This window comes from Curtobacterium herbarum (genome assembly GCF_016907335.1).
GTDB classification, from domain to species: domain Bacteria; phylum Actinomycetota; class Actinomycetes; order Actinomycetales; family Microbacteriaceae; genus Curtobacterium; species Curtobacterium herbarum.
This window is the reverse complement of record NZ_JAFBBT010000001.1, coordinates 1,989,878-2,009,266: the sequence shown is the minus strand read 5'-3', so window position 1 is coordinate 2,009,266 and position 19,389 is coordinate 1,989,878. Positions and strand designations below refer to the sequence as shown.

Annotated in this window: 19 protein-coding genes; 12 read left to right on the top strand and 7 right to left on the bottom strand. The window is 71.5% G+C overall.

The window, feature by feature from the left end:
* The first annotated feature begins 40 nt into the window (after positions 1-40).
* From JOD51_RS09635 to JOD51_RS09625, 3 genes are all read left to right on the top strand, one after another.
* A complete protein-coding gene (locus tag JOD51_RS09635) occupies positions 41-1,636 on the top strand; it encodes a glycoside hydrolase family 32 protein (RefSeq protein ID WP_204608060.1) in 1,596 nt (531 codons plus the stop codon).
* Positions 1,637-1,827: 191 nt separating this feature from the next.
* Positions 1,828-3,102, top strand: coding sequence for an SGNH/GDSL hydrolase family protein (locus JOD51_RS09630; RefSeq protein ID WP_204608059.1), 1,275 nt, complete (start codon positions 1,828-1,830; stop codon positions 3,100-3,102).
* 199 nt (positions 3,103-3,301) lie between these two features.
* Positions 3,302-3,970 carry an NUDIX domain-containing protein gene (locus JOD51_RS09625; protein ID WP_204608058.1) on the top strand — a complete coding sequence of 223 codons (669 nt, stop codon included), beginning with the start codon at positions 3,302-3,304 and terminating at the stop codon, positions 3,968-3,970.
* 203 nt (positions 3,971-4,173) lie between these two features.
* Here JOD51_RS09625 and JOD51_RS09620 read toward each other — a convergent pair whose 3' ends face one another.
* A complete protein-coding gene (locus tag JOD51_RS09620; RefSeq protein ID WP_204608057.1) occupies positions 4,174-4,596 on the bottom strand; it encodes a hypothetical protein in 423 nt (140 codons plus the stop codon).
* Between the two features lie 224 nt (positions 4,597-4,820).
* Between JOD51_RS09620 and JOD51_RS09615 the strand changes: the two genes are divergently transcribed.
* Genes JOD51_RS09615 through JOD51_RS09605 form a run of 3 tightly spaced genes read left to right on the top strand, consistent with a single transcriptional unit; the run spans position 4,821 to position 7,448 of the window.
* Positions 4,821-5,504: an ATP-binding cassette domain-containing protein gene (locus tag JOD51_RS09615; RefSeq protein ID WP_204608056.1), complete on the top strand. Its 684-nt coding sequence runs from the start codon at positions 4,821-4,823 to the stop codon at positions 5,502-5,504.
* A gap of 1 nt (position 5,505) precedes the next feature.
* On the top strand, positions 5,506-6,804 hold the full coding sequence (locus JOD51_RS09610; RefSeq protein WP_204608055.1) for a DUF7224 domain-containing protein: 1,299 nt from the start codon (positions 5,506-5,508) through the stop codon (positions 6,802-6,804).
* Between the two features lie 8 nt (positions 6,805-6,812).
* Positions 6,813-7,448 carry a hypothetical protein gene (locus JOD51_RS09605; RefSeq protein ID WP_204608054.1) on the top strand — a complete coding sequence of 212 codons (636 nt, stop codon included), beginning with the start codon at positions 6,813-6,815 and terminating at the stop codon, positions 7,446-7,448.
* Between the two features lie 39 nt (positions 7,449-7,487).
* Here JOD51_RS09605 and JOD51_RS09600 read toward each other — a convergent pair whose 3' ends face one another.
* Genes JOD51_RS09600 through JOD51_RS09585 form a run of 4 tightly spaced genes read right to left on the bottom strand, consistent with a single transcriptional unit; the run spans position 7,488 to position 10,601 of the window.
* Entirely contained in the window at positions 7,488-8,084 is a 597-nt protein-coding gene (locus JOD51_RS09600) for a GNAT family N-acetyltransferase (protein WP_204608053.1), read from the bottom strand.
* Positions 8,081-8,758: a ribonuclease FAU-1 family protein gene (locus tag JOD51_RS09595; RefSeq protein WP_204608052.1), complete on the bottom strand. Its 678-nt coding sequence runs from the start codon at positions 8,756-8,758 to the stop codon at positions 8,081-8,083. The genes JOD51_RS09600 and JOD51_RS09595 overlap by 4 nt, the downstream gene beginning before the upstream one ends.
* Positions 8,759-8,809: 51 nt before the next feature.
* On the bottom strand, positions 8,810-9,835 hold the full coding sequence (locus tag JOD51_RS09590; protein ID WP_204608051.1) for an LLM class flavin-dependent oxidoreductase: 1,026 nt from the start codon (positions 9,833-9,835) through the stop codon (positions 8,810-8,812).
* Positions 9,836-9,884: 49 nt separating this feature from the next.
* Entirely contained in the window at positions 9,885-10,601 is a 717-nt protein-coding gene (locus tag JOD51_RS09585) for an alpha/beta fold hydrolase (protein WP_204608050.1), read from the bottom strand.
* Positions 10,602-10,762: 161 nt separating this feature from the next.
* On the opposite strand from JOD51_RS09585, the gene JOD51_RS09580 reads away from it, so the two are divergent.
* The 3 genes from JOD51_RS09580 (at position 10,763) to JOD51_RS09570 (ending at position 12,610) form a co-directional block, all read left to right on the top strand.
* On the top strand, positions 10,763-11,869 hold the full coding sequence (locus JOD51_RS09580; RefSeq protein ID WP_239539828.1) for a fatty acid desaturase family protein: 1,107 nt from the start codon (positions 10,763-10,765) through the stop codon (positions 11,867-11,869).
* 68 nt (positions 11,870-11,937) lie between these two features.
* Positions 11,938-12,420: a GNAT family N-acetyltransferase gene (locus JOD51_RS09575; RefSeq protein ID WP_204608049.1), complete on the top strand. Its 483-nt coding sequence runs from the start codon at positions 11,938-11,940 to the stop codon at positions 12,418-12,420.
* A gap of 28 nt (positions 12,421-12,448) precedes the next feature.
* On the top strand, positions 12,449-12,610 hold the full coding sequence (locus JOD51_RS09570) for a hypothetical protein (protein ID WP_204608048.1): 162 nt from the start codon (positions 12,449-12,451) through the stop codon (positions 12,608-12,610).
* A gap of 30 nt (positions 12,611-12,640) precedes the next feature.
* On the opposite strand, the gene JOD51_RS09565 is transcribed toward JOD51_RS09570, so the two are convergent.
* Positions 12,641-13,750: a hypothetical protein gene (locus JOD51_RS09565; RefSeq protein ID WP_204608047.1), complete on the bottom strand. Its 1,110-nt coding sequence runs from the start codon at positions 13,748-13,750 to the stop codon at positions 12,641-12,643.
* A 116-nt stretch (positions 13,751-13,866) separates the two neighbouring features.
* On the opposite strand from JOD51_RS09565, the gene JOD51_RS09560 reads away from it, so the two are divergent.
* Positions 13,867-14,628: an SDR family NAD(P)-dependent oxidoreductase gene (locus JOD51_RS09560; RefSeq protein WP_204608046.1), complete on the top strand. Its 762-nt coding sequence runs from the start codon at positions 13,867-13,869 to the stop codon at positions 14,626-14,628.
* Positions 14,625-15,800, top strand: coding sequence for a low temperature requirement protein A (locus tag JOD51_RS09555; protein WP_239539826.1), 1,176 nt, complete (start codon positions 14,625-14,627; stop codon positions 15,798-15,800). Before JOD51_RS09560 ends, JOD51_RS09555 begins: the two co-directional genes overlap by 4 nt.
* 98 nt (positions 15,801-15,898) lie before the next feature.
* Here the strand turns inward: JOD51_RS09555 and JOD51_RS09550 are convergent, their stop codons facing one another.
* Complete coding sequence (locus JOD51_RS09550; protein WP_259557038.1) at positions 15,899-17,185, bottom strand: AI-2E family transporter; 1,287 nt, start codon at positions 17,183-17,185, stop codon at positions 15,899-15,901.
* Between the two features lie 93 nt (positions 17,186-17,278).
* Here JOD51_RS09550 and JOD51_RS09545 point away from each other — a divergent pair, with 93 nt between their 5' ends.
* Complete coding sequence (locus tag JOD51_RS09545; protein ID WP_204608045.1) at positions 17,279-19,351, top strand: acyltransferase family protein; 2,073 nt, start codon at positions 17,279-17,281, stop codon at positions 19,349-19,351.
* Positions 19,352-19,389: the final 38 nt, after the last annotated feature.

Genomic DNA, 19,389 nt, shown 5'->3' with positions numbered 1-19,389 from the left:
GACGAACCGATGACCACCCGACCACGAACCGGAGCCGACCATGACCTCTGAATTCCGACGACGTGCGCTCTTCCAGGGCGCCGGGATCGGGGCGCTGGCGCTGTTCGCGACGACCGCCCCCGGTGAGGCAGCGCGCGCGGCTGCCGCGTCCCTCCCGGCGTCCGCGGCAGCGGGAGCGACCGCGGCCTCGTTCCGGGCGATATACCACATGACCCCGCCCGCCGGATGGCTGTCCGACCCGCAGCGCCCGGTGTTCACCCGCGGTGCGTACCAGCTCTACTACCTGCACTCCGACGTCGACAACGGCGACGGCGGATGGGATCACGTGTCCACCACCGATGGCGTCGACTTCGCCTTCCAGGGCACCGTCATCCCGCTCCAGACCGGCCTCCCCACCTGGACCGGCTGCACCCTGGTCGACACCGACGACACGGCCGGCTACGGCGCTGGCGCGGTCATCGCCCTCGCCACCCGACCGACCGGAGGCGTCCGGAAGTACCAGGAGCAGTACCTCTTCTGGTCCACCGACGGCGGCTTCACGTTCACCGTCCGACCGGAGCCCGTCATCGTCAACACCGACGGGCGCGCAGCGACCACCGATGCGGAGATCGCCAACGCCGAGTGGTTCCGCGACCCGAAGGTCGCCTGGGACGATGCCCGCGGCGAGTGGGTCTGCGTCATCGGCAGGCAGCGGTACGCCGCCCTCTACACGTCGAAGAACCTCATCGACTGGACCCTGCAGCGCAACTTCGACTACCCCGACCACGACCTGGGCGGCATCGAGTGCCCGGACCTGTTCCAGATCACCGCGGACGACGGCACCACGCACTGGGTCCTCAGCGGCAGCATGGACGCGTACGACGAGGGACTGCCCTGCACCTACGCGTACTGGACCGGCTCGTGGGACGGCTCGTTCTTCACCGCCGACGACCTCACACCCCAGTGGCTCGACTGGGGATGGGACTGGTACGCCGCGGTCACGTGGCCGTCGAACGAGGCGCCGACCACGAAGCGGTACGGGCTCGGCTGGATGAACAACTGGAAGTACGCCAACCGGCAGGTCCCGACCGACACCTCGGACGGCTACAACGGTCAGAACTCCATCGTCCGTGAGATCACGCTGGAGAAGCAGCCGGACGGCCGGTACGCCCTCCTCAGCGCACCCGTCGCAGCACTCCGGGGCACCGCGACCCGCACGATCCCGATCGCTGACCAGACCGTCGACGGGTCCACCGTCCTGCCGTACACCGGGCGTGCCTACGAGATCGAGCTCGACGTCACGTGGACCGACGCCACCGACGTCGGCGTCTCGGTCGGCCGCTCCGCCGACGGGACCCGTCACACCGACATCGGCAAGTCCGGCGCGGATCTATACGTCGACCGTGCTCCCTCCGACCGTGCCGGGTTCGCACTCACGCCGTACACGCGTGCAGTCGCTCCCATCGACACGGCGGCCCGATCCGTCCACCTCCGGATCCTGGTCGACACGCAGAGCGTCGAGGTGTTCGTCGATGCCGGTCACATCGTGTCGTCGAACCAGGTGAACTTCGACGTCGGGGACACCGGCGTCTCGCTGTACGCCGTCGGCGGGTCCGCGACCTTCACCGGCATCACCATCCGCGAGTACGGACGCTGACGCCCGGGGCGGTGGGCAGGTGGCCGCTGCGGTCCGACCGCCACGCGGGGGAGTGGACCGGTCTGTCGCTCGGGCACGGACTCGCCTAGGCTCGGCGTGGGACGGGGGGCTCCGCTGTCGACCGACGTCGAGTCGGGCGCAGGGAGCGTGCCCGTGCCGTGACCATCGCATCGACGTTCCTGGGGGGAACCATGACGGATCACAGTTCGAAGAGCGGCCGAGGGATCTCGCGCCGAGGTCTGCTGCAGGGAGCCGCCGTCACGCTCGGCGGAGCAGCCCTGACCGGGGCGGCATCGTCGCCGGCATCGGCGGCGGGTACCAAGCCGTTCATCCCGTCCGGGCTGACGTACCAGGCGAACGATCCGCTGGCGGGCTTCTTCCGCAAGGTCGCCGCCGGCACCGCGACCATCGTCACGGCGGGTGACTCGATCACCGAGGCCTTCGGCGCGGCGAACCCGCAGAAGGGGTACCCGGCACGGGTGCGGGCACGACTCCGCAACGGTGCGGGACAGGCGCCCGGCGGGCTGGACTACATCCCCGCTCGCTCGCAGTACAGCACCGTCCGGACACCGCCGGCGACGGCGACGTACGTCACGTACGCGGGGCCGGACGGTGCCGCGATCGACCTGCGCTCCGCGACCTACGCGGGGGACCGGAGCACGCGGTCCGGACTCGGCCGGCGTGCCGTCGCCCTGACGAGCAGCCGGGTCCGGTCGCTCTCGTTCACGCAGCGCTTCACGTCGCTCGTGCTCGCCTGGCGCGCGACCTCGAGCACGCGTGACGCCGTGTCGATCACCATCGACGGCACCACGGTTCCGCTGCCGGCCGTGTCCAGTGGTGAGCAGACCTGGACCAGCCCGCCCCGGGCCTCCGCGACGCACACCGTGACGGTCACCTGGGCCAGCGGCGAACCCTTCGTCGAGGGGTGGCAGCTCTTCGACGGCGACGAGGGCGGCGGGTTCCACGTCCTCGAAGCGTCGCAGTCGGAGTCGCGGACCGAGGGGTTCGCGCTCGCGTCGTCGGCCGCCAACGGCAACGACAGCTGGGCCGACGCGCTCCGTCGGTTCTCCCCGGACCTGATCACGTCGATGTGGGGGACGAACGACTACGGCAAGGTCACCCCGGCGGTCCTGACGCAGCAGACGCGCAACTACCTCGACCTGGTGCACGACCGGAGCCCGGCCTCCGCGTTGCTCGTGGTCATGCCCTACCAGTTGGGCGCGGCCTCGGCGACGGAGTGGGCGAAGTACCGGGCCGCGCAGCAGCAGGCCGTGAACACGTTCCGTTCCGCGAACCCGGGAGTCGCGATCGGGTTCTTCGACCTCGGTGCGTACGTGCCGCCGTACTTCGGCCAGACCGGGGCGAAGGACAACCCGTACATGTCCGACGGCATCCACCCGAACGACACCGGCTACGACGTGATCGCGGCGATCCTGTACGCGTACTTCACGTCGACGCCGGCCTGACACCCGTCGAACGACTCGGCTGCGAGCGAGGCGGCGGAGTCACGTGACGTGCGGGCCTCCCTCGACGGGGTGACCGGCTTCGTGCCGGAAGATCCCCGCAGGGCGGATCGTGAGGGCGTCTGCTTCGAGACCCGAACTCGAAGCAGGCGCCCTCTGCCTGTGCTCCGGCAGGTCCCGTCCGGTCCGCTAGCGTCGAGGTGTGACGACGACGCGAGGGGCCACTGAGCCCGACAGCAGGGGACGGACCGGCCTCGACCGGGTCGGCCGCGATCTCGACCGCAACCCCGACGTGGTCGTCCGGGACGTCGAGGTCACGTCCGACGGCTGGCACGTGCTGCGTCGGACCACGTTCGACGTCCGAGGTCGGGACGGCTCCTGGACGACCCAGCAGCGTGAGACCTACGACCGGGGCAACGGTGCCGCGGTCCTGCCGTACGACCCGGTGCGTGGCACGGTCCTGCTCACCCGACAGTTCCGCTGGCCGGCGTACGTCAACGACCACCCGGACGGGATGCTCGTCGAGGTGGCTGCCGGCCTGCTCGACGCCGACGACCCGGAGACCGCGGTCCGGCGGGAGGCGCACGAGGAGCTCGGCGTCCGGCTCGGCCCGCTCACACACGTGGTCGACGCGTACATGAGTCCCGGCTCCGTCACCGAGCGGGTGCACTGCTACGCCGCTCCCTACGGACCGGAGGACCTGGTCGACGCGGGCGGCGGCGTCGCCGACGAAGGCGAGGAGATCGAGGTGCTCGAGGTGTCCGTCGACCAGGCGATGGCGATGCTCGAGGACGGCCGGATCGTCGACGGCAAGACCATCCTGCTGCTGCAGTGGGCCGCACTGCACGGCGTCCTGCGCACCGACGGCTGACCATCCCCGGTCTCCCGCCCCCGGCGACGGGGTGACCGGAGTCCGGTCTGTCGGGCTCCGGGGCGGTCGCGACAGCGCAGGTCGCGCCCTGCAGGCCCGGACCGGGACAGGACGGGAGGCGCGGCACCTGCTGGCACCGCGCCTCCGGCCGATCCTGTGGTCCCCACTGCTGCACCAGCGCGTGCCGCGCAGCAGTCGATGACTCAGTAGCTCGTGACGGCCTTGGCGTTCAACGTGTGCACCCTGCTGGTGCTGCCGCTGAGTGCGAAGAGGTTCCAGTGGTACCGGTCAGAGCGCGTCATCTGCCCCCAGTTGAAGCTGCCACAACTGGACCGGGCCTTGGTCCCCACCGACTGGTCCGGCAGGCCGCCGTACTCGTCGTAGAGCTTCAGTTCGATGTCGAACTCCAGGCCGCCGGACTTCGGCAGGCTGCAGTTCGACAGCGCGACGATCGTGCTCTTGCTGTCGTTGTGCGAGTCCTGCCAAGAACTCGAGTCGTACCCGGGCCGTGCGCCGGAGATCGTCGAACTGAACGTCCCTTCTGCGAATGCCGGCGTCGCCCCGAACCCGACCATCACTGCTGCCGCTCCCGCGATCAGCGCAATGTGCTTTCCCTTGTTCTGCATGCTGGAATACACCCCGTTCCTCACATCATCAAAGAAGGAACCCACGATGCTGTGGCCCCCCGGCGAGATCGTTGCATGCCCCTGTCGCTGATGCAAGGTGCAATTTTCCGGGACACGCGCTACGGTTGTGAAGAGCTGGTGGGGATCGGGGAGCAATGGCACACGAAATCGCGCTGAATGAAGTTTCATTCAGCCATGTTCGGCATTCTGTGGTTCTTGACAGAATGTCCATCGAATTCGGTTCGGGTCGCACGGTGCTGCTCGGACCGAACGGTGCCGGCAAGTCCACGCTCATGGGACTCCTCGCGAGTGTCCACCGGCCCCAGCGCGGATCGGTCGAGCTGCGTGGTGTCGGGACGCCCTTCGCTCGGCGGTCCCTCGCTCCGTTCCGACGAGCGGTCGCGTGGCTCCCACAGCATGCGGGGACGTTCCCCGGGCTGACCGTCCGGGAGCACGTCGCCTACGCCGGCTGGCTGAAGGGCCTGGGGCGGAAGGACGCGTACCGTCGCGCTGTCGATGCGCTCGGTCCGGTCGGACTCGTCGACCGTGCGGACAGCCCCGCCACGCAGCTCTCCGGTGGGCAGACTCGCCGCATGCACCTCGCCGGCGCGCTGGTCCACGACGCCCAGGTCATCCTGTTGGACGAGCCTACGGCCGGCTTCGACCCGCAGCAGCAGGCCCGCTTCCACGAGACGGTGCAGGCGCTCGACCCCGCCATCGCGGTGGTCGTGTCGACGCACGACGTCAGCGATCTGAGTGGGTCGTACGATCGCGTCGTCGTCCTCGACGGCGGCGAGGTCCGGTTCGACGGCCCGGTGAGCGGGTTCCTCGACGTGGCGCCGACCGGCACCGCGACGCACCGGCGGGGCGAGGCGGCCTACTCAACGCTCGTCCGCGGGGAGCGCTGACGTGGTGATCCCTCGTCTCGTCCGTCGTCAGCCGGTCGTGCTCCTCGCCGTGGTGGGGATCGTCGGGGTCGTGCTGTACGACCTGGCCTTCGTCCGCTCCGACAACTTCGCCGGGTACTGGACCTCCACGGTGAGCAACGCATCGATCTTCCTGATCTTCTCGTGCGCCGTGAGCTCGGCCGGCGCAGCGCTCGCAGCCGGCCGTGCACGCCGCGGCGGTCTCTGGGCGACACCAGCCGCTCGGAAACGCAGCACGTTGGCGTTCACTGCATTGTCGCCGGCATTGCTCGCCGGGCTCGTGGTGCAGTTCTCCGGCTTGGCTGTGCTCATTCCTCCGACGATCGGTGCGCCAGGCCGCATCCCTTTCGAGATGTTCTTCGCCTGGGTCGCGATCCTGGTGTTCCACTGCGCACTCGGATTCGTCCTGGGGAGATTCCTGCCGATGGTCGCGAGCATTCCCGTCGCAATCTTCCTCTCCTATTGCTGGTTGGGGTTCACGTGGTCGGTCGACTACTACCCGATCCGCTACCTCGCTGGACTGGTGATGGTTGATTGCTGCAGCGTGGACACGGTCCTCGACACGCGCGCCATCGTGGCAGTGATCGTCTTCAGCGTCATCGGCGCGGCAGCGCTCCTGTGCACGGCGGTGGCGCCTCCGCTCGACCTCGGCAGGGCGAAGACCGCCGCATCGTGGGCAGTGACGGTCCTCGGTGTCATCGGGGCTGCGGTCGGCGGTCTGCACGTGGCCGCCGACCTCGGCCCGCAACCGCTCCGAGACCGGCCGAGCTCCGAGCAACGATGCGAGGGCAGCGGACCGGTCGTCTGTCTGTACCCGCAACAGACGGCCGAGGGTGATCCCCGAACCGTCCTCCACCGGGCGACGACCAACCTCGCTGCCGCCGGAGTGCACGTCCCGGGACGGATCGAGGGCTCGCGGGGCCGTTCCTCCGCGGCCGTGCTGCGGATGGTCGTCGCTCCCCACACGTCCACTCCGGTAGTCATCGAGTCACTCGCAGCGAGCCTGCTGCCGGACGATCTGGCGCCCTACTGCGGCGACGGGTCCGACTACCCGCAACGGGTCGATGACGCGGTCGTCGCGAGTTGGTGGCTCTCGAGCGTCGCCGGCCGCGGCCAGATCTCCGAGGATGCGATCCGACCGATCGCCTCCAGCGCCGACACCACGGCCATGATCGAACGCTTCTCGCACCTGACAGCCGCAGAACAGCGTTCCTGGTACCGGTCGGCGATGCCGGCGCTGCGGTCCTGCGACCGGGCTCCGGTGGAGGTCCCGACACCGTGATCTGGTGGGTGACGGTCCTCCGTCTGCGTTGGGTCGTCGCTTCCGCGCTGGTCAGCGTCGGTCTGGCTGCCGTGTCGCCGACGTTCGCCCTGCCCGTCCCGTCGTTGTCCGGAGCGAATCCCTTCGCCGGTGTGCGTTCGTTCGCGCTGCTGGCGGTCCTGCTGACGATCCTCACGTGGAGTGCGACCGCGCTCGGCACCCGTCCGGCCTCGCTCGTGTCGGTCCGACGTGTCGCCACACCCGCGGCACTGCCGGCCGTCGCGCTGCTCACGGTGACGTTCGGAGCCGGTGTCCTGCAGATCGTCGATCCGGACGCCGCGACCCCGGCCTGGTTGCTGGTCCGTGACACGCTCGGGCTCTCCGCCCTGAGCGTGCTCCTGCTCCGTTGGACCGGGTTCCGGTACGCCGGCGTGGTGCCGACGGTCGCGCTCTTCGTCAGCGCCGTGTTCGGGCGCGACACCACCGCTGCGACGGAACGCGCGACGTGGTGGGCCTGGCCGGTCGCTGACTCGACGTCACTCGAGTACTGGTGTGCTCCGGTCGTGCTCGGAGTCGTGGCGCTGCTCGTCATGGTCGTGCGGTCGCCGGCGCCGATCACCGCTCTCGTCCGCCAGACCACGGTTCCTGCTCGGAGCGGTCAGTGAGGACCCCGTCCGTCCAGTCGCCCGGGTCCCGAAGTCGGCTCAGGTGCGCTCCGGACCCGCGATGCGCGACCACACCGCCAGGTCCACCCGGCCATCGTCCGTGAACCCGGCGTTCCGCGCCACACCTTCGTGGACGAACCCGGCGCGGGACGCGACCCGCGCTGACGCCGTGTTCCCGGTCGCGACACGGAGCTCGACACGTTCGAAGGAGTGGACGTCCAGCAACCACGACGACAGCGTCCGGACGGCAGCGGACGCCAGGCCCCGCCCGCGGAACCCGGGCGCGAGCCAGTAGCCGACCTCCGCCGTGCGGGCTCGCCAGTCGACGCGCTTCACGTCGATGCAACCGGCCAGGGCGCCGTCGACCCGGATGCAGCGGACCAGCCCGGTTCCACTGACGCGGGTCGACTCGGTGCCCTCGGTCACCCAGTGCTCGGCGAGCTCCACCGGGTACGGGCGCGGCAGCGGCAACCACCGGCGGATCTCCGGGTCCGTGACCGCCGCGACGAGCGCCGGCGCGTCCGCCACGACGAACGCGGTCAACGCCGTCGTCGCGTCCACGGGGATGACGGCGTCCGGGAGGCGCGTCACCGTCGGCCGCGTCGGTTCCGCGGGGCGCGCCTCCAGTCCGCTCACCGCACCACGCTCCAGTCCGTCGGCAGTCCGGGCGCCGGCCACGCGGGATCCGGCACCCAGCCGGACCAGTCGGCGTCGAACGGGAAGCCTCGCTCGAGCGCGACGGCGGTGGCCTCCTCGCCTGCCTGCTCGATCACGGCACGCATGCTCGCGGGCCAGTGACCGGTCGAGGCGTAGAAGGCGAGTTCGTCCTCGTCCTTGTACCGGACCGACCAGGTGCCGTCCGGGGTGGTGGTGGCGACGACGTCGAGCGTCCAGTCCTGGCTGTCGAACCCGATCGCGGTCCGGATCCAGGGCAGCTCGAGGTTGACGTACCAATCGGGCAGCCAGTCGGAACCGTCGTGCCAGCGCCACACGGACCAGGGTGAGGCCGTCGGGTGCACGCGGACGACGGCCGCGCCGGTCCACCGGTCCTCGACGTAGGAACCGTCCCAGTCCTCGGGCAGGACGAGACGTCCGTTCGGACCGCTGCCGACACCGGCTCGGCGACGGACCGCCGAGCCGACCGGACTCGCGACGACGGCCAGGGCGTCCTCGTCGACCAGGACCCGGCCGGCGACCGCGAAGGCGACGGCGTCCCCGCGGGTGCCGAAGTCGTGCACGCTGCGGATGACGACCGGGTCGCCCGGGGCGAAGGGCTCACTGCGGCGGTCGGAACGGGCGCTGGTGTCCATGGCACCGACCGTACCGGCCGTTCCACCGGGGGAGACGGACCCCCGGTCAGGTCACCCCGCGGTCGTCGGGGTCCAGCCGAGTTCCGGGCCGAGCCGCTCGGCGAGGTCCGTGATGATCTGGGCGTAGTCGTCCGGTTCGAGGTCGAACGGCAGCGCGAACGCGACCTCGGTGACCACCTGGTAGCCGACGTCGGCGCGCAGTCGGTCGGCGATCTCCGCCGAGGTCCCCACGAGGTCCGCGGCGAAGAGCAGTCCGCCGGGCCCGAACGGGACCCCGACCCGGCCGGAACGCGAGTCGACGTAGCGGCGGTAGCGCTCCTCCTGGTCGCGGGTCGCGCTGTCCGTCGGGATGACCACGAGCCCCTGGGAGATGCGGGCGGTCTCCGGGCTGGGGTGCGCGGCGAGGTAGGCGTCGATCTGGGCCCGCTGGTTCGTGGCGAAGTCCGTGCCGACCTCGCTGCGGGTGACGCTCGACGTGAGCAGGTGGAAGCCGTTCTCGGCTGCCCAGACGGCCGACCGCGTGCTGCCGGTCCCGTACCAGAGCCGGTCCACCAGACCGGCGCTGAGGGGCTGCACCGTGCGCGAGAACTCCTCGATGCCGCGTCGTTCGACGGTGTCGGTGACCGCAGCTCCGCCGACCAGGTCGCGGAAACGCAGGAGGCGGTCGTGCCCCAGGTCCTCGTGGTCAGCGGTGTCGGGATAGATCGCGTCGCGGTACAGGTCGTAGTTCATCGGCGGACCGGCCGAGAACCCGGGGTTCAGCCGGCCGCCGAGCAGCACGTCCACCGTGCCGAGGTCCTCGGCGAGCCGGAACGGGTTCTCCGCGCCGATCGGTGTGACGGCCGTGCCCAGCTCGATCCGCGACGTCCGCTGCGACGCGGCGGCCATCACCGCGACCGGGGAGGAGATGCCGTGTTGCAGGTGCCGGTGGCGGAGCCAGGCGCTGTCCAGGCCCAGGGCCTCGCCGCGCTCGATCACCCGGAGGGTGTCCTCGATCCCGAGAGACGGATCGGCGGGGTCGAACGAACCGATGGTGAGGAAGCCGACACGGTCGGGGGCAGTTCCGTCGAGGGGCATGCGCCGATCGTGCCAGACATCGCGGGACGCGACCACGGCGGAACGGCCGTCAGCGGTCGAACACCTCCGGCAGCGCCGCGACGAACGCGTCGAAGTGGCTGTACCAGACGGAGTGGGCCGCCCCGGGGATGCTCCGGACGTCCACGCCCGACGCGGTCAGCGCCGCAGCGGTCGCGTCGTCGACGTAGTGGCTCGGGTCCGCGCGGACGACGATCGAGCCCGGCCGCGGCATCCACGTCCCACCCGGTCCCGCCGCGATGGCCGCCGCGGTCGCCGGGTCGAACCGGGAGGCTGCACGCGCCTCCACCTGACGGTCGCGCTCGCCGTAGTGCGGCTTCTCCGCCCGGAGTCGCTCCTCGGTCCGGTCCGCCCGCGCCGCCTGGTACTCGGCCTGCACCTCGGCCCGGTCGTGCCCGCCGCGGGCGGTGAACGGGGCGTCGACCGACACCGCGAGGCCGGGGTCGAGCCGTCCCGTCGCGACGGCGGCGGCGAGCAGGAGACCGCCGAACGAGTGCCCGATGGTCACCGTCGGCCGGATGTCCATCGTGTCGAGGGTCTCGGCGACCGAGGCCGCTGCGTCGAGGACGGTCATCGTCGAGCCGCGGGGTGAGTGTCCGTGCCCCGGCAGGTCGAGTGCGACGACCCGGACGCCTCGGTCCACCAGGAGGCCCGTGACACGCCACCAGCTCTCCGCCGAGCCCGCCATCCCGTGCAGGAGCACGACGGTCTCGGAGCCCTCCCCGGCGGTCTCGGCGTGCAGCAGCATCCCCACATCGAAGCACAGACCGCGTTCAGCGGCGTTTCACCGCGAGTTCCGCATGGTGCAGGTGGTTTCGCATGTTCGGCCCATATCGTCAACGCAAGCGCGATTGCGTGAACTCCTCTGCGCTGGTCGAAGGACCGCGATGACGGAAGGTCGGTCCCTCCTTGACCACCACTCCTGTCCAGTCGGGCTACACCCGCACCCGTCCCGCCACGAGCGGACGGGGCTCGAGCACCTCGACGTACTCTGCTGTCCTGGCACAGGTGAAGGAGCACGACCTGCTCCGCCGCCGCACCGGCTTCTACTGGTCCCTCTTCGGTTCCCTCGTCGGCACGCTCGCCCTGGCCTGGGTGGCGTTCTCGTTCCTCGGAGACTCCTGGTTCCAGCTGATCGTCGCCGGTGTCCTCGGCGTGCTGTTCACCCAGTTCGCGTTCCTGTCGCACGAGGCCGCGCACCGCCAGGTGTTCGCGTCGCAGCGCTGGAACGACCGGGCGGGCCGATACGTCGGCACGTTCCTGGTGGGCCTCAGCTACTCGTGGTGGATGAACAAGCACACCCGCCACCACGGCAACCCGAACACCGTCGGCAAGGACCCGGACATCGCGCCCGGCGTCATCGCCTTCATCCCCGAGGACGTGCCCGCGTCCGGCCTGAAGCGTGTCTTCACCCGCTTCCAGGGCTGGCTGTTCTTCCCGCTGCTCACCCTCGAGGGCATCAACCTGCACTGGTCCGCCGTCCGCGCCGTCATCAGCGGCACCGGCACCACGGCCGACCGCCGACACCGCATCATCGAGGGCACCCTGCTCGCTGCCCGGTTCGCGATCTACCTGACCGCCGTGTTCTGGTTCCTGCCGTTCGGCATGGCGTGTGCGTTCCTCGGTGTGCAGCTGGCCGTGTTCGGCGTGATGATGGGTGCCTCGTTCGCTCCGAACCACAAGGGCATGCCGACCATCGCCCACGACGCGAAGGTCGACTTCTTCTCCCGCCAGGTCCGCACCTCGCGCAACATCCGGGGTGGCTGGTGGGTGTCGTTCCTGATGGGCGGCCTGAACTACCAGGTCGAGCACCACCTGTTCCCCTCGATGCCCCGCCCCGCACTGAAGCAGGCACGGCTGCTGGTCCGCGACCACTGCGACAGCCTCGACGTGCCCTACACCGAGACCACCCTGCTCCGCTCGTACGGCATCGTCGTCGCCTACCTGAACCGCGTCGGTCTCGCGGCCCGCGACCCGTTCACCTGCCCGATGGTGTCGCAGCTCCGCATCAACTGACCGCAGGCGGATCGGGTGCGGGTCGCGGCGGACTTCCGCGATCCGCCTGGTCCGGGCAGGATCGGAGCATGGTCCTCACCCCGGTGTCCGGTGCCGACGTCGAGCAGCTGCGGGAGTTCCTCCGCGACGCCGACCTGACCCTCTCCGGGCTCGACGACGAGACGGTCCGGCTGTGGGTGGAGCGTGACGCCGACGGCACGGTCGTCGGCAGCACCGGGTACGAGTGCAGCCGTGACGGCCGAGACGTCCTCGTCCGCAGTGTCGCGGTCGCTGCCGATCGGCGGTCTGCAGGCGCCGGGACACGGCTGGCCCGGTACGCACTCGACCGGGCGGCGGACGAGGGGGCAGAGCGTGCCTGGTTGTTCTCCCGGCGGTCCGGGCCGTTCTGGCAGGGGCTCGGGTTCGTACCGGCGGACCGGCAGGCGCTCGTCGCTGCCCTGCCGGAGACGCAGCAGGTGCGCCTCTTCCTGACGACGGGCCAGCTGGACCGGGAGGTCGCGTGGACGCGTCCACTCGGCAGAGGCCTTCCTGTCGCACCGGCGCCGGACTAGCGTGATCCCGAGACGTGGGGGAGGCGCCGTGGCCGTGTTGCTGTTGTTCCCGATCGGGGTGGTGGGGACGATCGTGCTGCTCGCGCTGGCGGTGCGCGGGTCGGCGCAGAAGAGCCCGACCCAGGAACGCCAGGACGCGGAGTGGCGCGCCCGTCGCGCGGACCGCAAGCGGGCCCGTTCCCGTTCCTGAGCAGGCCGCGAGCAGCCGGTCGCCGCCGCGTCAGGTGCGGACCCACCTCGGCTCGTCGTCCTCGTCCTCGTCCTCGCCGGAGCGCAGCTGCCACCGCTCCGCATCCGGCTCGATCACGATGTCGTCGGTCAGCCAGAACGTCTCGTCCGGTGCCCATCCGGCGAGCACCGTCGCACCGCCGTCGACGTCGATCGCCCGACCAGCTGCGGCGAGGTAGCCCTGCACGGACACGTGCACGGCGTCGTGGTCCGCCGCGACGGCCGCGTAGTCGGGGAGGAACCAGTGCTCATCGCGCCCGGTCGACTCCCACCACACCCGCCGTCGTGCCCACCGCACCGACATCGGGTAGCCGTCGACCAGGCGCGCCCAGTCCGCGGCACCGTGCACCTCGAACACCCGGGCGCCGGCGGGCGGCTGCAGGGATCGGAGCAGGACCTCGTCGTCGCCGAAGGAGTCCTCGACGAGGGTCGACCCGGACGAGCCGAGGCCGTCGATGCGCCGCGTCGACGACGGCAGGATCGCTGCTCCGCCGGGCTCGTCACCGAACTCGTGGGGCGTCGACCACCACGTGCCACCAGCGGCGTCCGTCACGGGCCCGTCGACGCGGGATCGTCCTTCACCGGCGACGACGTTGCGCCGCCACCGGTCGAGCACCTCAGCCACCGACCCCGCGGACGCGACGACCTCCGGCGCACCGTTCCGTACCGGCTGGGTCACCCACTGCGCCGTCCGGTCGACGTCCGTGCCCCACCACACGGCGGCGGGGGAGGTGACGACCGCCTCAGCCACGGTCCGGAGTGCGTCCCGCACGGCCGGGAGGCCCGTGATCGCGTCCTCGACGAACGGTGGCTGCCACGGCATCGCCGACTCGACCGTGTGATCGAGTACGGGGAGGAACCGCATCGGATCGGTCCACGAGGCGAGCTCCGTCGCGTCGACACCGGACAGGACTGCGGCGAGAGCGTCGGCAGCGTCCTGCTCCGGCCGGAGGTCGGCGAGCAGCCCGTAGCTCGTGGTGAGCGGATCGAGGAGCGCACCGACGGCCCGGTCCACGCCCGCGTCGAGCCCGGCGGCCACGGCGAGGCAGAGCGTCCGGAACCGGGGACCGTCGAGGAGGTCGTCGAGCGTCGTCTGCTGCACCTGCAGATCCTTCCACGGTCCGGCGGTCTGCAGGAGGATGGCAGCGGCGACGACGCTGGTCGCGCCTCCCGTCCGTGCCGACGACGGCTGTCGGCTCGATCCGTGAAGGACACCACATGCAGCCCACCACCCTGACCGGATCCGTCGCCCTGGTGACCGCGGCGTCCCGCGGCATCGGCCGCGCCGTCGCACTCGACCTCGCCGCGCACGGGGCGGACGTCGCGCTCGGGGTCCGCGACCCCGAGGCAGCGGCCGGCCTGGCCGACGAGATCCGCGCGATGGGCCGACGTGTGGCGGTGGTGGCGATGGACGTCACCGACCTGCCCTCCTGCCGGGCCGCCGTGGACACCGTCGTCACGGAGCTCGGCACGATCGACGTGCTCGTGAACAACGCCGGCGGCGGCATCGTCGAGGACGCCCTCGACGTGACCGAGGAGCACTTCGACACGGTGTGGGCGCTGACGACGAAGTCGACGTTCTTCGTGTCGCAGTACGTCGCCGAGCAAATGCGGACCACCGGTGGCGGGTCGATCGTGAACATCGCCTCACAGGCCGGGCTCGTGGCGCTGCCGGGGGAGTCCGTCTACTGCCTGAGCAAGGCTGCGGTGATCCACCTGACGAAGTGCCTGGCGGTGGAGTGGGGGCCGTACGGCATCCGCGTCAACGCCGTCGCGCCGACGTTCATCGAGACCGACGGCACCGCCCCGGCGCTCTCGGACGAGGCGTTCCGTGCCGACACGGTGGAGCGGATCGCGGCACTGCACCGGATCGGTCGGCCCGAGGAGGTCGCCGCCGCGGTGACGTTCCTGGCAGGCCCGGGCGCATCGCTCGTCACGGGGACGGCGCTGCCGATCGACGGGGGCTGGACGGCCCGATGACGATCGGACTGCGGCGGATGGGCCCGCGCGACCCCGGGCAACGGCACCGGGCCGCGACGCCGCTGGAACTGCTGTTCGACCTGGTGTTCGTCGTCGCGGTGGGTCTGGCGGCGACGAACCTGCACGAGATCGAGGCCGAGGGACACCTGGCCTCGGCGGTGTTCTCGTACTGCCTGGTGTTCTTCTCGATCTGGTGGGCCTGGGTGAACTTCACCTGGTTCGCGACCTCGTTCGACACCGACGACTGGCTCTACCGGGTGATGACGGTCGTGCAGATGGCCGGGGTGCTGGTGCTCGCCGCCGGGGTGCACGACGCGATGGTCGACGGTGACTTCACCATCGGCATCATCGGGTACGTCCTGATGCGCCTGGCGCTCGTCGGACAGTGGATCCGTGCCGCGGTCTCGTCGCCGCGGTACCGACGGACCGCGCTGCGGTACGTCGTCGGGGTGGTCCTCGTGCAGATCCTCTGGGTGGCCTCGCTCGCGCTGCCGCTGGAACTGCGACCGGTCGCCACGCCGTTCCTCATCCTGGCCGAGGTCCTGGTGCCGGTGTGGGCGGAGACCGCCGCCGAGACGACCCAGTGGCACACCCGGCACCTGGCGGAGCGGTACTCCCTGTTCACGCTGATAGTCCTCGGCGAAGGGTTGGTCGCGTCCGCGAACGCGGTGATCGACGCCCTGGCCCACACCGAGCACCTCGGCTCGCTGCTGACCCTCGCCGCCTGCGGTCTGGTGATCACAGTCGGCATGTGGTGGATCTACTTCGCACGGGAGCAGCACGACCACATCCGGTCACTGCCGACGGCGCTGTTGTTCGGGTACGGCCACTACGTCGTCTTCGCGGCCGCCGGTGCGCTGCCGGCGGGGATCGAGGTCGCGGTGCAGGCCGATGCGGGACACAGCGGACTGACCGCATCGGCGGTCGCGGCGACGGTCGCCGTGCCGGTCGCCCTGTTCGTGCTGTCGATCTGGTGGTTGGCGATCCGCCCGTCGCTGCCGCGGCGGGTGAACGTGCTCGTGGTCGTCCTCACCCTGACGGTCGTCGCGTCCGTCGCGGTGCCGGCGGTGTCGCTGCCGCTGACGGCGGTACTCGTCGTCGCGGTGGTGGTGACGCTCGAGGTCGCCTCGTCGTCCGGACACCGGTCGAGGTTCGCCCGTCCCGCACTGTGACCCCGGCGGTCCCGACCACCGCGGTCCCGCTCCCGGCGGTCCGGACCCGGAGCCGGACAGGCGGCGCGGGTCGGCACTGCCCCCGCGCCTCCCGTCCGTCAGTCCGAGCCGACCACGACCGTCTCCCGACGCTTCTGCCGCCACGGCTCCGCCGGACGGTCCTCGCCGTTCCACACCTGCACCACACCCCACACCGCTGCGACGAGCGGCACGGCGACGATCGCCCCGGTCACGCCCGCGACCACGGTGCCGGCCGTCAGCGCGACCAGGACCACGAGTCCGTGCAACTGCAGCGACCTGCCCATGAGCACCGGCTGCAGGAAGTTGCCCTCGACCTGGTTCACCACCACGACGATGACGACGACCGCCAAGGCCTGCCACGGCCCCAGGGCGACGAGCGTCACGAGCGCTGCCAGGAGCCCGATGATCGGCGCACCGATCATCGGGATGAACGACGTCACGAACGCCACCACCGCGAGCGGGACGGCCAACGGCACCCCGAGCAGGACCAGCGCGGTCCCGATCGCGATCCCGTCGAACGTGGCGATCGCCGCCTTCCCCCGCACGTAGCCGCCCAGGGTCGACACCACCCGGTCCCCGATGCGCCGCGCCCGCTCGTACGACGTACCCGTGAACGGGCGGAGCAGGAACTCCCACAGCGCCGGACCGTCCTTGACGAAGAAGAACAGGATGACCGCGGTCAACACCGTGCCGGTCACGAAGCTCGTCAGCGCGGACAGACCCGCCAACGCCCCAGCCCCGAAGCGGGAACTCGTCACGAAGCCGACGACCGTGTCCACGAACTGGTCGATCTGCCGGTCCGTGATCGTCACCGGCAGGTGCTGCACCCGGTCGTGCAGCTGCTGCAACCCGTCCACCGCCGACTCGCGCAACGCCGGCATCTGCTGCGACACCGCCGCCACGAGCAACCACCCGATCGCGGTCAGCACCGCCAGGACCGCCACGAAGCACACCAGGGTCGCGACCAGCGACGGCACCCCGTGCCGACGCAACCACCCCGCCACCGGGTACATGGCGGACGCGATGATCAGCGCCAACAGCACCGGGATCGTCACCACACCGACCTGGGACAGGGCGGTCACCAGGACGCCCAGGACGATCAGCACCCCGATGACCTGGAAGCACCGGACCGCCAGACGACCGAAGCCGTCCGACCACGGCGACCGACGGCCGGGGACCGCACCCGGATGCCCGGGGACCGCACCCGGTGTCGTCGTGGGGTGTGGCGTCGACGACCGGGCCGGGGTCGTCGACGACCGGGCCGGGGTCGTCGACGACGAGGCGTGGCGGAGGAAGGGCATGGCGCTCCGGACGATCAGCGCGGCACGACGACGGAGCCGTGCCGCTGCAGGTGGACGGGTCACGGCAGCGACGACCCGCCCCGACCGTACCCGGACCCGGACCGCACCGCGACCGCGTCCCCTGCCGTTCACCCGACCTGCCTACCGTCAGCCCTGATGCCGTCGCAGCACACCCCCTTCCGCGCCGACGTCCACGCGATCCGCGCCGTGGCCGTCGTGCTCGTGCTCGTCTACCACCTCGACGTCGGCTGGCTCCGCGGCGGCTTCGTCGGCGTCGACGCCTTCTTCGTCGTCTCCGGGTACCTCATCACCGGGCAGCTCCTCCGCCAGCTCCGCGACACCGGACGCATCGACCTGCCCGCGTTCTGGGCCCGCCGAGCACGCCGACTCGCCCCCGCCGCACTCCTGGTCCTCGCCGCCACCGCGACCGCCGCCGTGCTGCTCACCCCGCGGGAGGACTGGCCCACCCTCGGCGCCCAGCTCGCCGCCAGCGCACTCGCCGTCGAGAACTGGGCGCTCGCAGCCGCCAGCACCGACTACCTGGCCGCCGGGGACCCGTCGACACCGTTCGAACACTTCTGGTCCCTCGGGGTCGAGGAGCAGTTCTACCTCCTGTGGCCCCTCCTGCTGCTGGCCGTGTGGTGGGCGGCCCGACGACGCCGGCGCCCGATCCCGGCAGCCGGGGACCGCGCCGTCCTCGTCACCGTCCTGGTCGTCATCGCTACGTCCCTCACCTGCTCGGTCGTCCTCACCGCCACCGACCCCGCACCCGCCTACTTCTGGCCGCACACCCGCGCGTGGGAGTTCGGCGTCGGCGCGCTCCTCACCCTCGCCCCGCGCGTGGGCGCCGGAGCCGTCGGCGCGTTCCCGGGCCACCCGCGTGTCCGTGCGGCGCTGGCCGCCACCGGCTGGCTCGGTCTCGTCGCCTGCGGACTCCTCCTCACCCCCACGGTCCCGTACCCCGGGGCCGCCGCGGTCCTGCCCATCGCGGCCACCGCCCTCGTCATCGCAGGGCGGACCGAGACCGGCGTGCTCGGCCTGGCCACGCGCCTCCCGCCCGTCCGCTGGCTCGGCCGCGTCTCGTACCCGCTCTACCTGTGGCACTGGCCGGTCGCCCTCCTGCTCCCACGGGCCCTCGACCTGCCCACCCCGGCACGCGTCGTCGTCACGGTGGTCCTCGCCGCCGGACTCGCGCACCTCACCACCGTGCTCGTCGAACGTCCCGTCACGACCGGGAGGCTCGCCCACCTCCGCCCGCGCGTCACCCTGGCCGTCGTGGCCGCGGCCACCGCCCTCGTCCTCGTCGTCCCCGCCGTCGGGTGGGGCGCCCTCACCGGACAGCTCCGGCAGGACCGCGCCCTCGCCGCCGAGCTCAGCTCCGACGGCGACCCGTGCTGGGGAGCCGCCGCCATCGCCCCGGGCAGCGGGTGTGCGGTCGCGGGGGAGCCCGGACGCGGCACCACCCCGTCGACCATGACCGCCGCGTACGACGTCGACCCGACGTGGGACGACTGCCAGGCCGAGGCGACCGACGCCCGCAGCTGCGTCGTCGGCGTCCGCGGCGGCACCCGGGTCGCCCTCATCGGGGACTCGCACGCCCACCAGTGGTCCTCGGCCCTGATCACCCTCGCCGAGCAGCGCGGGTGGGAACTGCACCTGATGGTGAAGGGCGGGTGCGAGTTCTCCCACGTCCGCTGGAGCGACGTCTCCGCCGCCGACGAGCGACGCTGCGGTACCTGGAACCGGGCCGTCGACCGGTCCCTCGCGGCCGCCGCACCGTTCGCGCTGGTGTTCACGTCCGCCCGGGCCGACCTCCGGGGTGCCCCCGTGGGGACGGACCCGGCGAGGAGCGCGCACGACGGGTACCGGGCCTCCTGGCAGCCGCTCATCGACCGCGGGGCGAAGATCGTCGCGATCCCGGACACCCCGGCCGTCGGCAGCGGCGTGCAGCGCTGCGTCGACGACCACCAGCGCGACCCCGGTGCCTGCCGGATCAGCACCGGACGGGCGTTCGCGGCGGGGGACCGGCTCGTCGCCGCAGCCCGAACGACTCCGGGGGCGGTGGTGGCGGACATGACGCCGTCGTTCTGCGCGGCCGGCAGCTGCCCGGCGGTGATCGGGAACGTGCTGGTCTACCGGGACTCGCAGCACCTCACCCGCACCTACGTGACCACGCTCGTCGGGGCGCTCGGACGGCGGACGGACGCGGCGCTCCGCGCTGCCGGGTGACCGCGCAGCCGACGTTCCAGAACCGCGACCCGGCGGCG

Excerpts from the sequence above, each read along its gene's own strand:
- JOD51_RS09575 (WP_204608049.1), top strand. The coding sequence starts at position 11,938 with ATGGTCCTCACCCCGGTGTCCGGTGCCGACGTCGAGCAGCTGCGGGAG.
- JOD51_RS09595 (WP_204608052.1), bottom strand. The coding sequence starts at position 8,758 with ATGGACACCAGCGCCCGTTCCGACCGCCGCAGTGAGCCCTTCGCCCCG.
- JOD51_RS09615 (WP_204608056.1), top strand. The coding sequence starts at position 4,821 with ATGTCCATCGAATTCGGTTCGGGTCGCACGGTGCTGCTCGGACCGAAC.
- JOD51_RS09635 (WP_204608060.1), top strand. The coding sequence starts at position 41 with ATGACCTCTGAATTCCGACGACGTGCGCTCTTCCAGGGCGCCGGGATC.
- JOD51_RS09630 (WP_204608059.1), top strand. The coding sequence starts at position 1,828 with ATGACGGATCACAGTTCGAAGAGCGGCCGAGGGATCTCGCGCCGAGGT.
- JOD51_RS09555 (WP_239539826.1), top strand. The coding sequence starts at position 14,625 with ATGACGATCGGACTGCGGCGGATGGGCCCGCGCGACCCCGGGCAACGG.
- JOD51_RS09585 (WP_204608050.1), bottom strand. The coding sequence starts at position 10,601 with ATGCTGCTGCACGCCGAGACCGCCGGGGAGGGCTCCGAGACCGTCGTG.
- JOD51_RS09590 (WP_204608051.1), bottom strand. The coding sequence starts at position 9,835 with ATGCCCCTCGACGGAACTGCCCCCGACCGTGTCGGCTTCCTCACCATC.
- JOD51_RS09620 (WP_204608057.1), bottom strand. The coding sequence starts at position 4,596 with ATGCAGAACAAGGGAAAGCACATTGCGCTGATCGCGGGAGCGGCAGCA.
- JOD51_RS09545 (WP_204608045.1), top strand. The coding sequence starts at position 17,279 with ATGCCGTCGCAGCACACCCCCTTCCGCGCCGACGTCCACGCGATCCGC.
- JOD51_RS09560 (WP_204608046.1), top strand. The coding sequence starts at position 13,867 with ATGCAGCCCACCACCCTGACCGGATCCGTCGCCCTGGTGACCGCGGCG.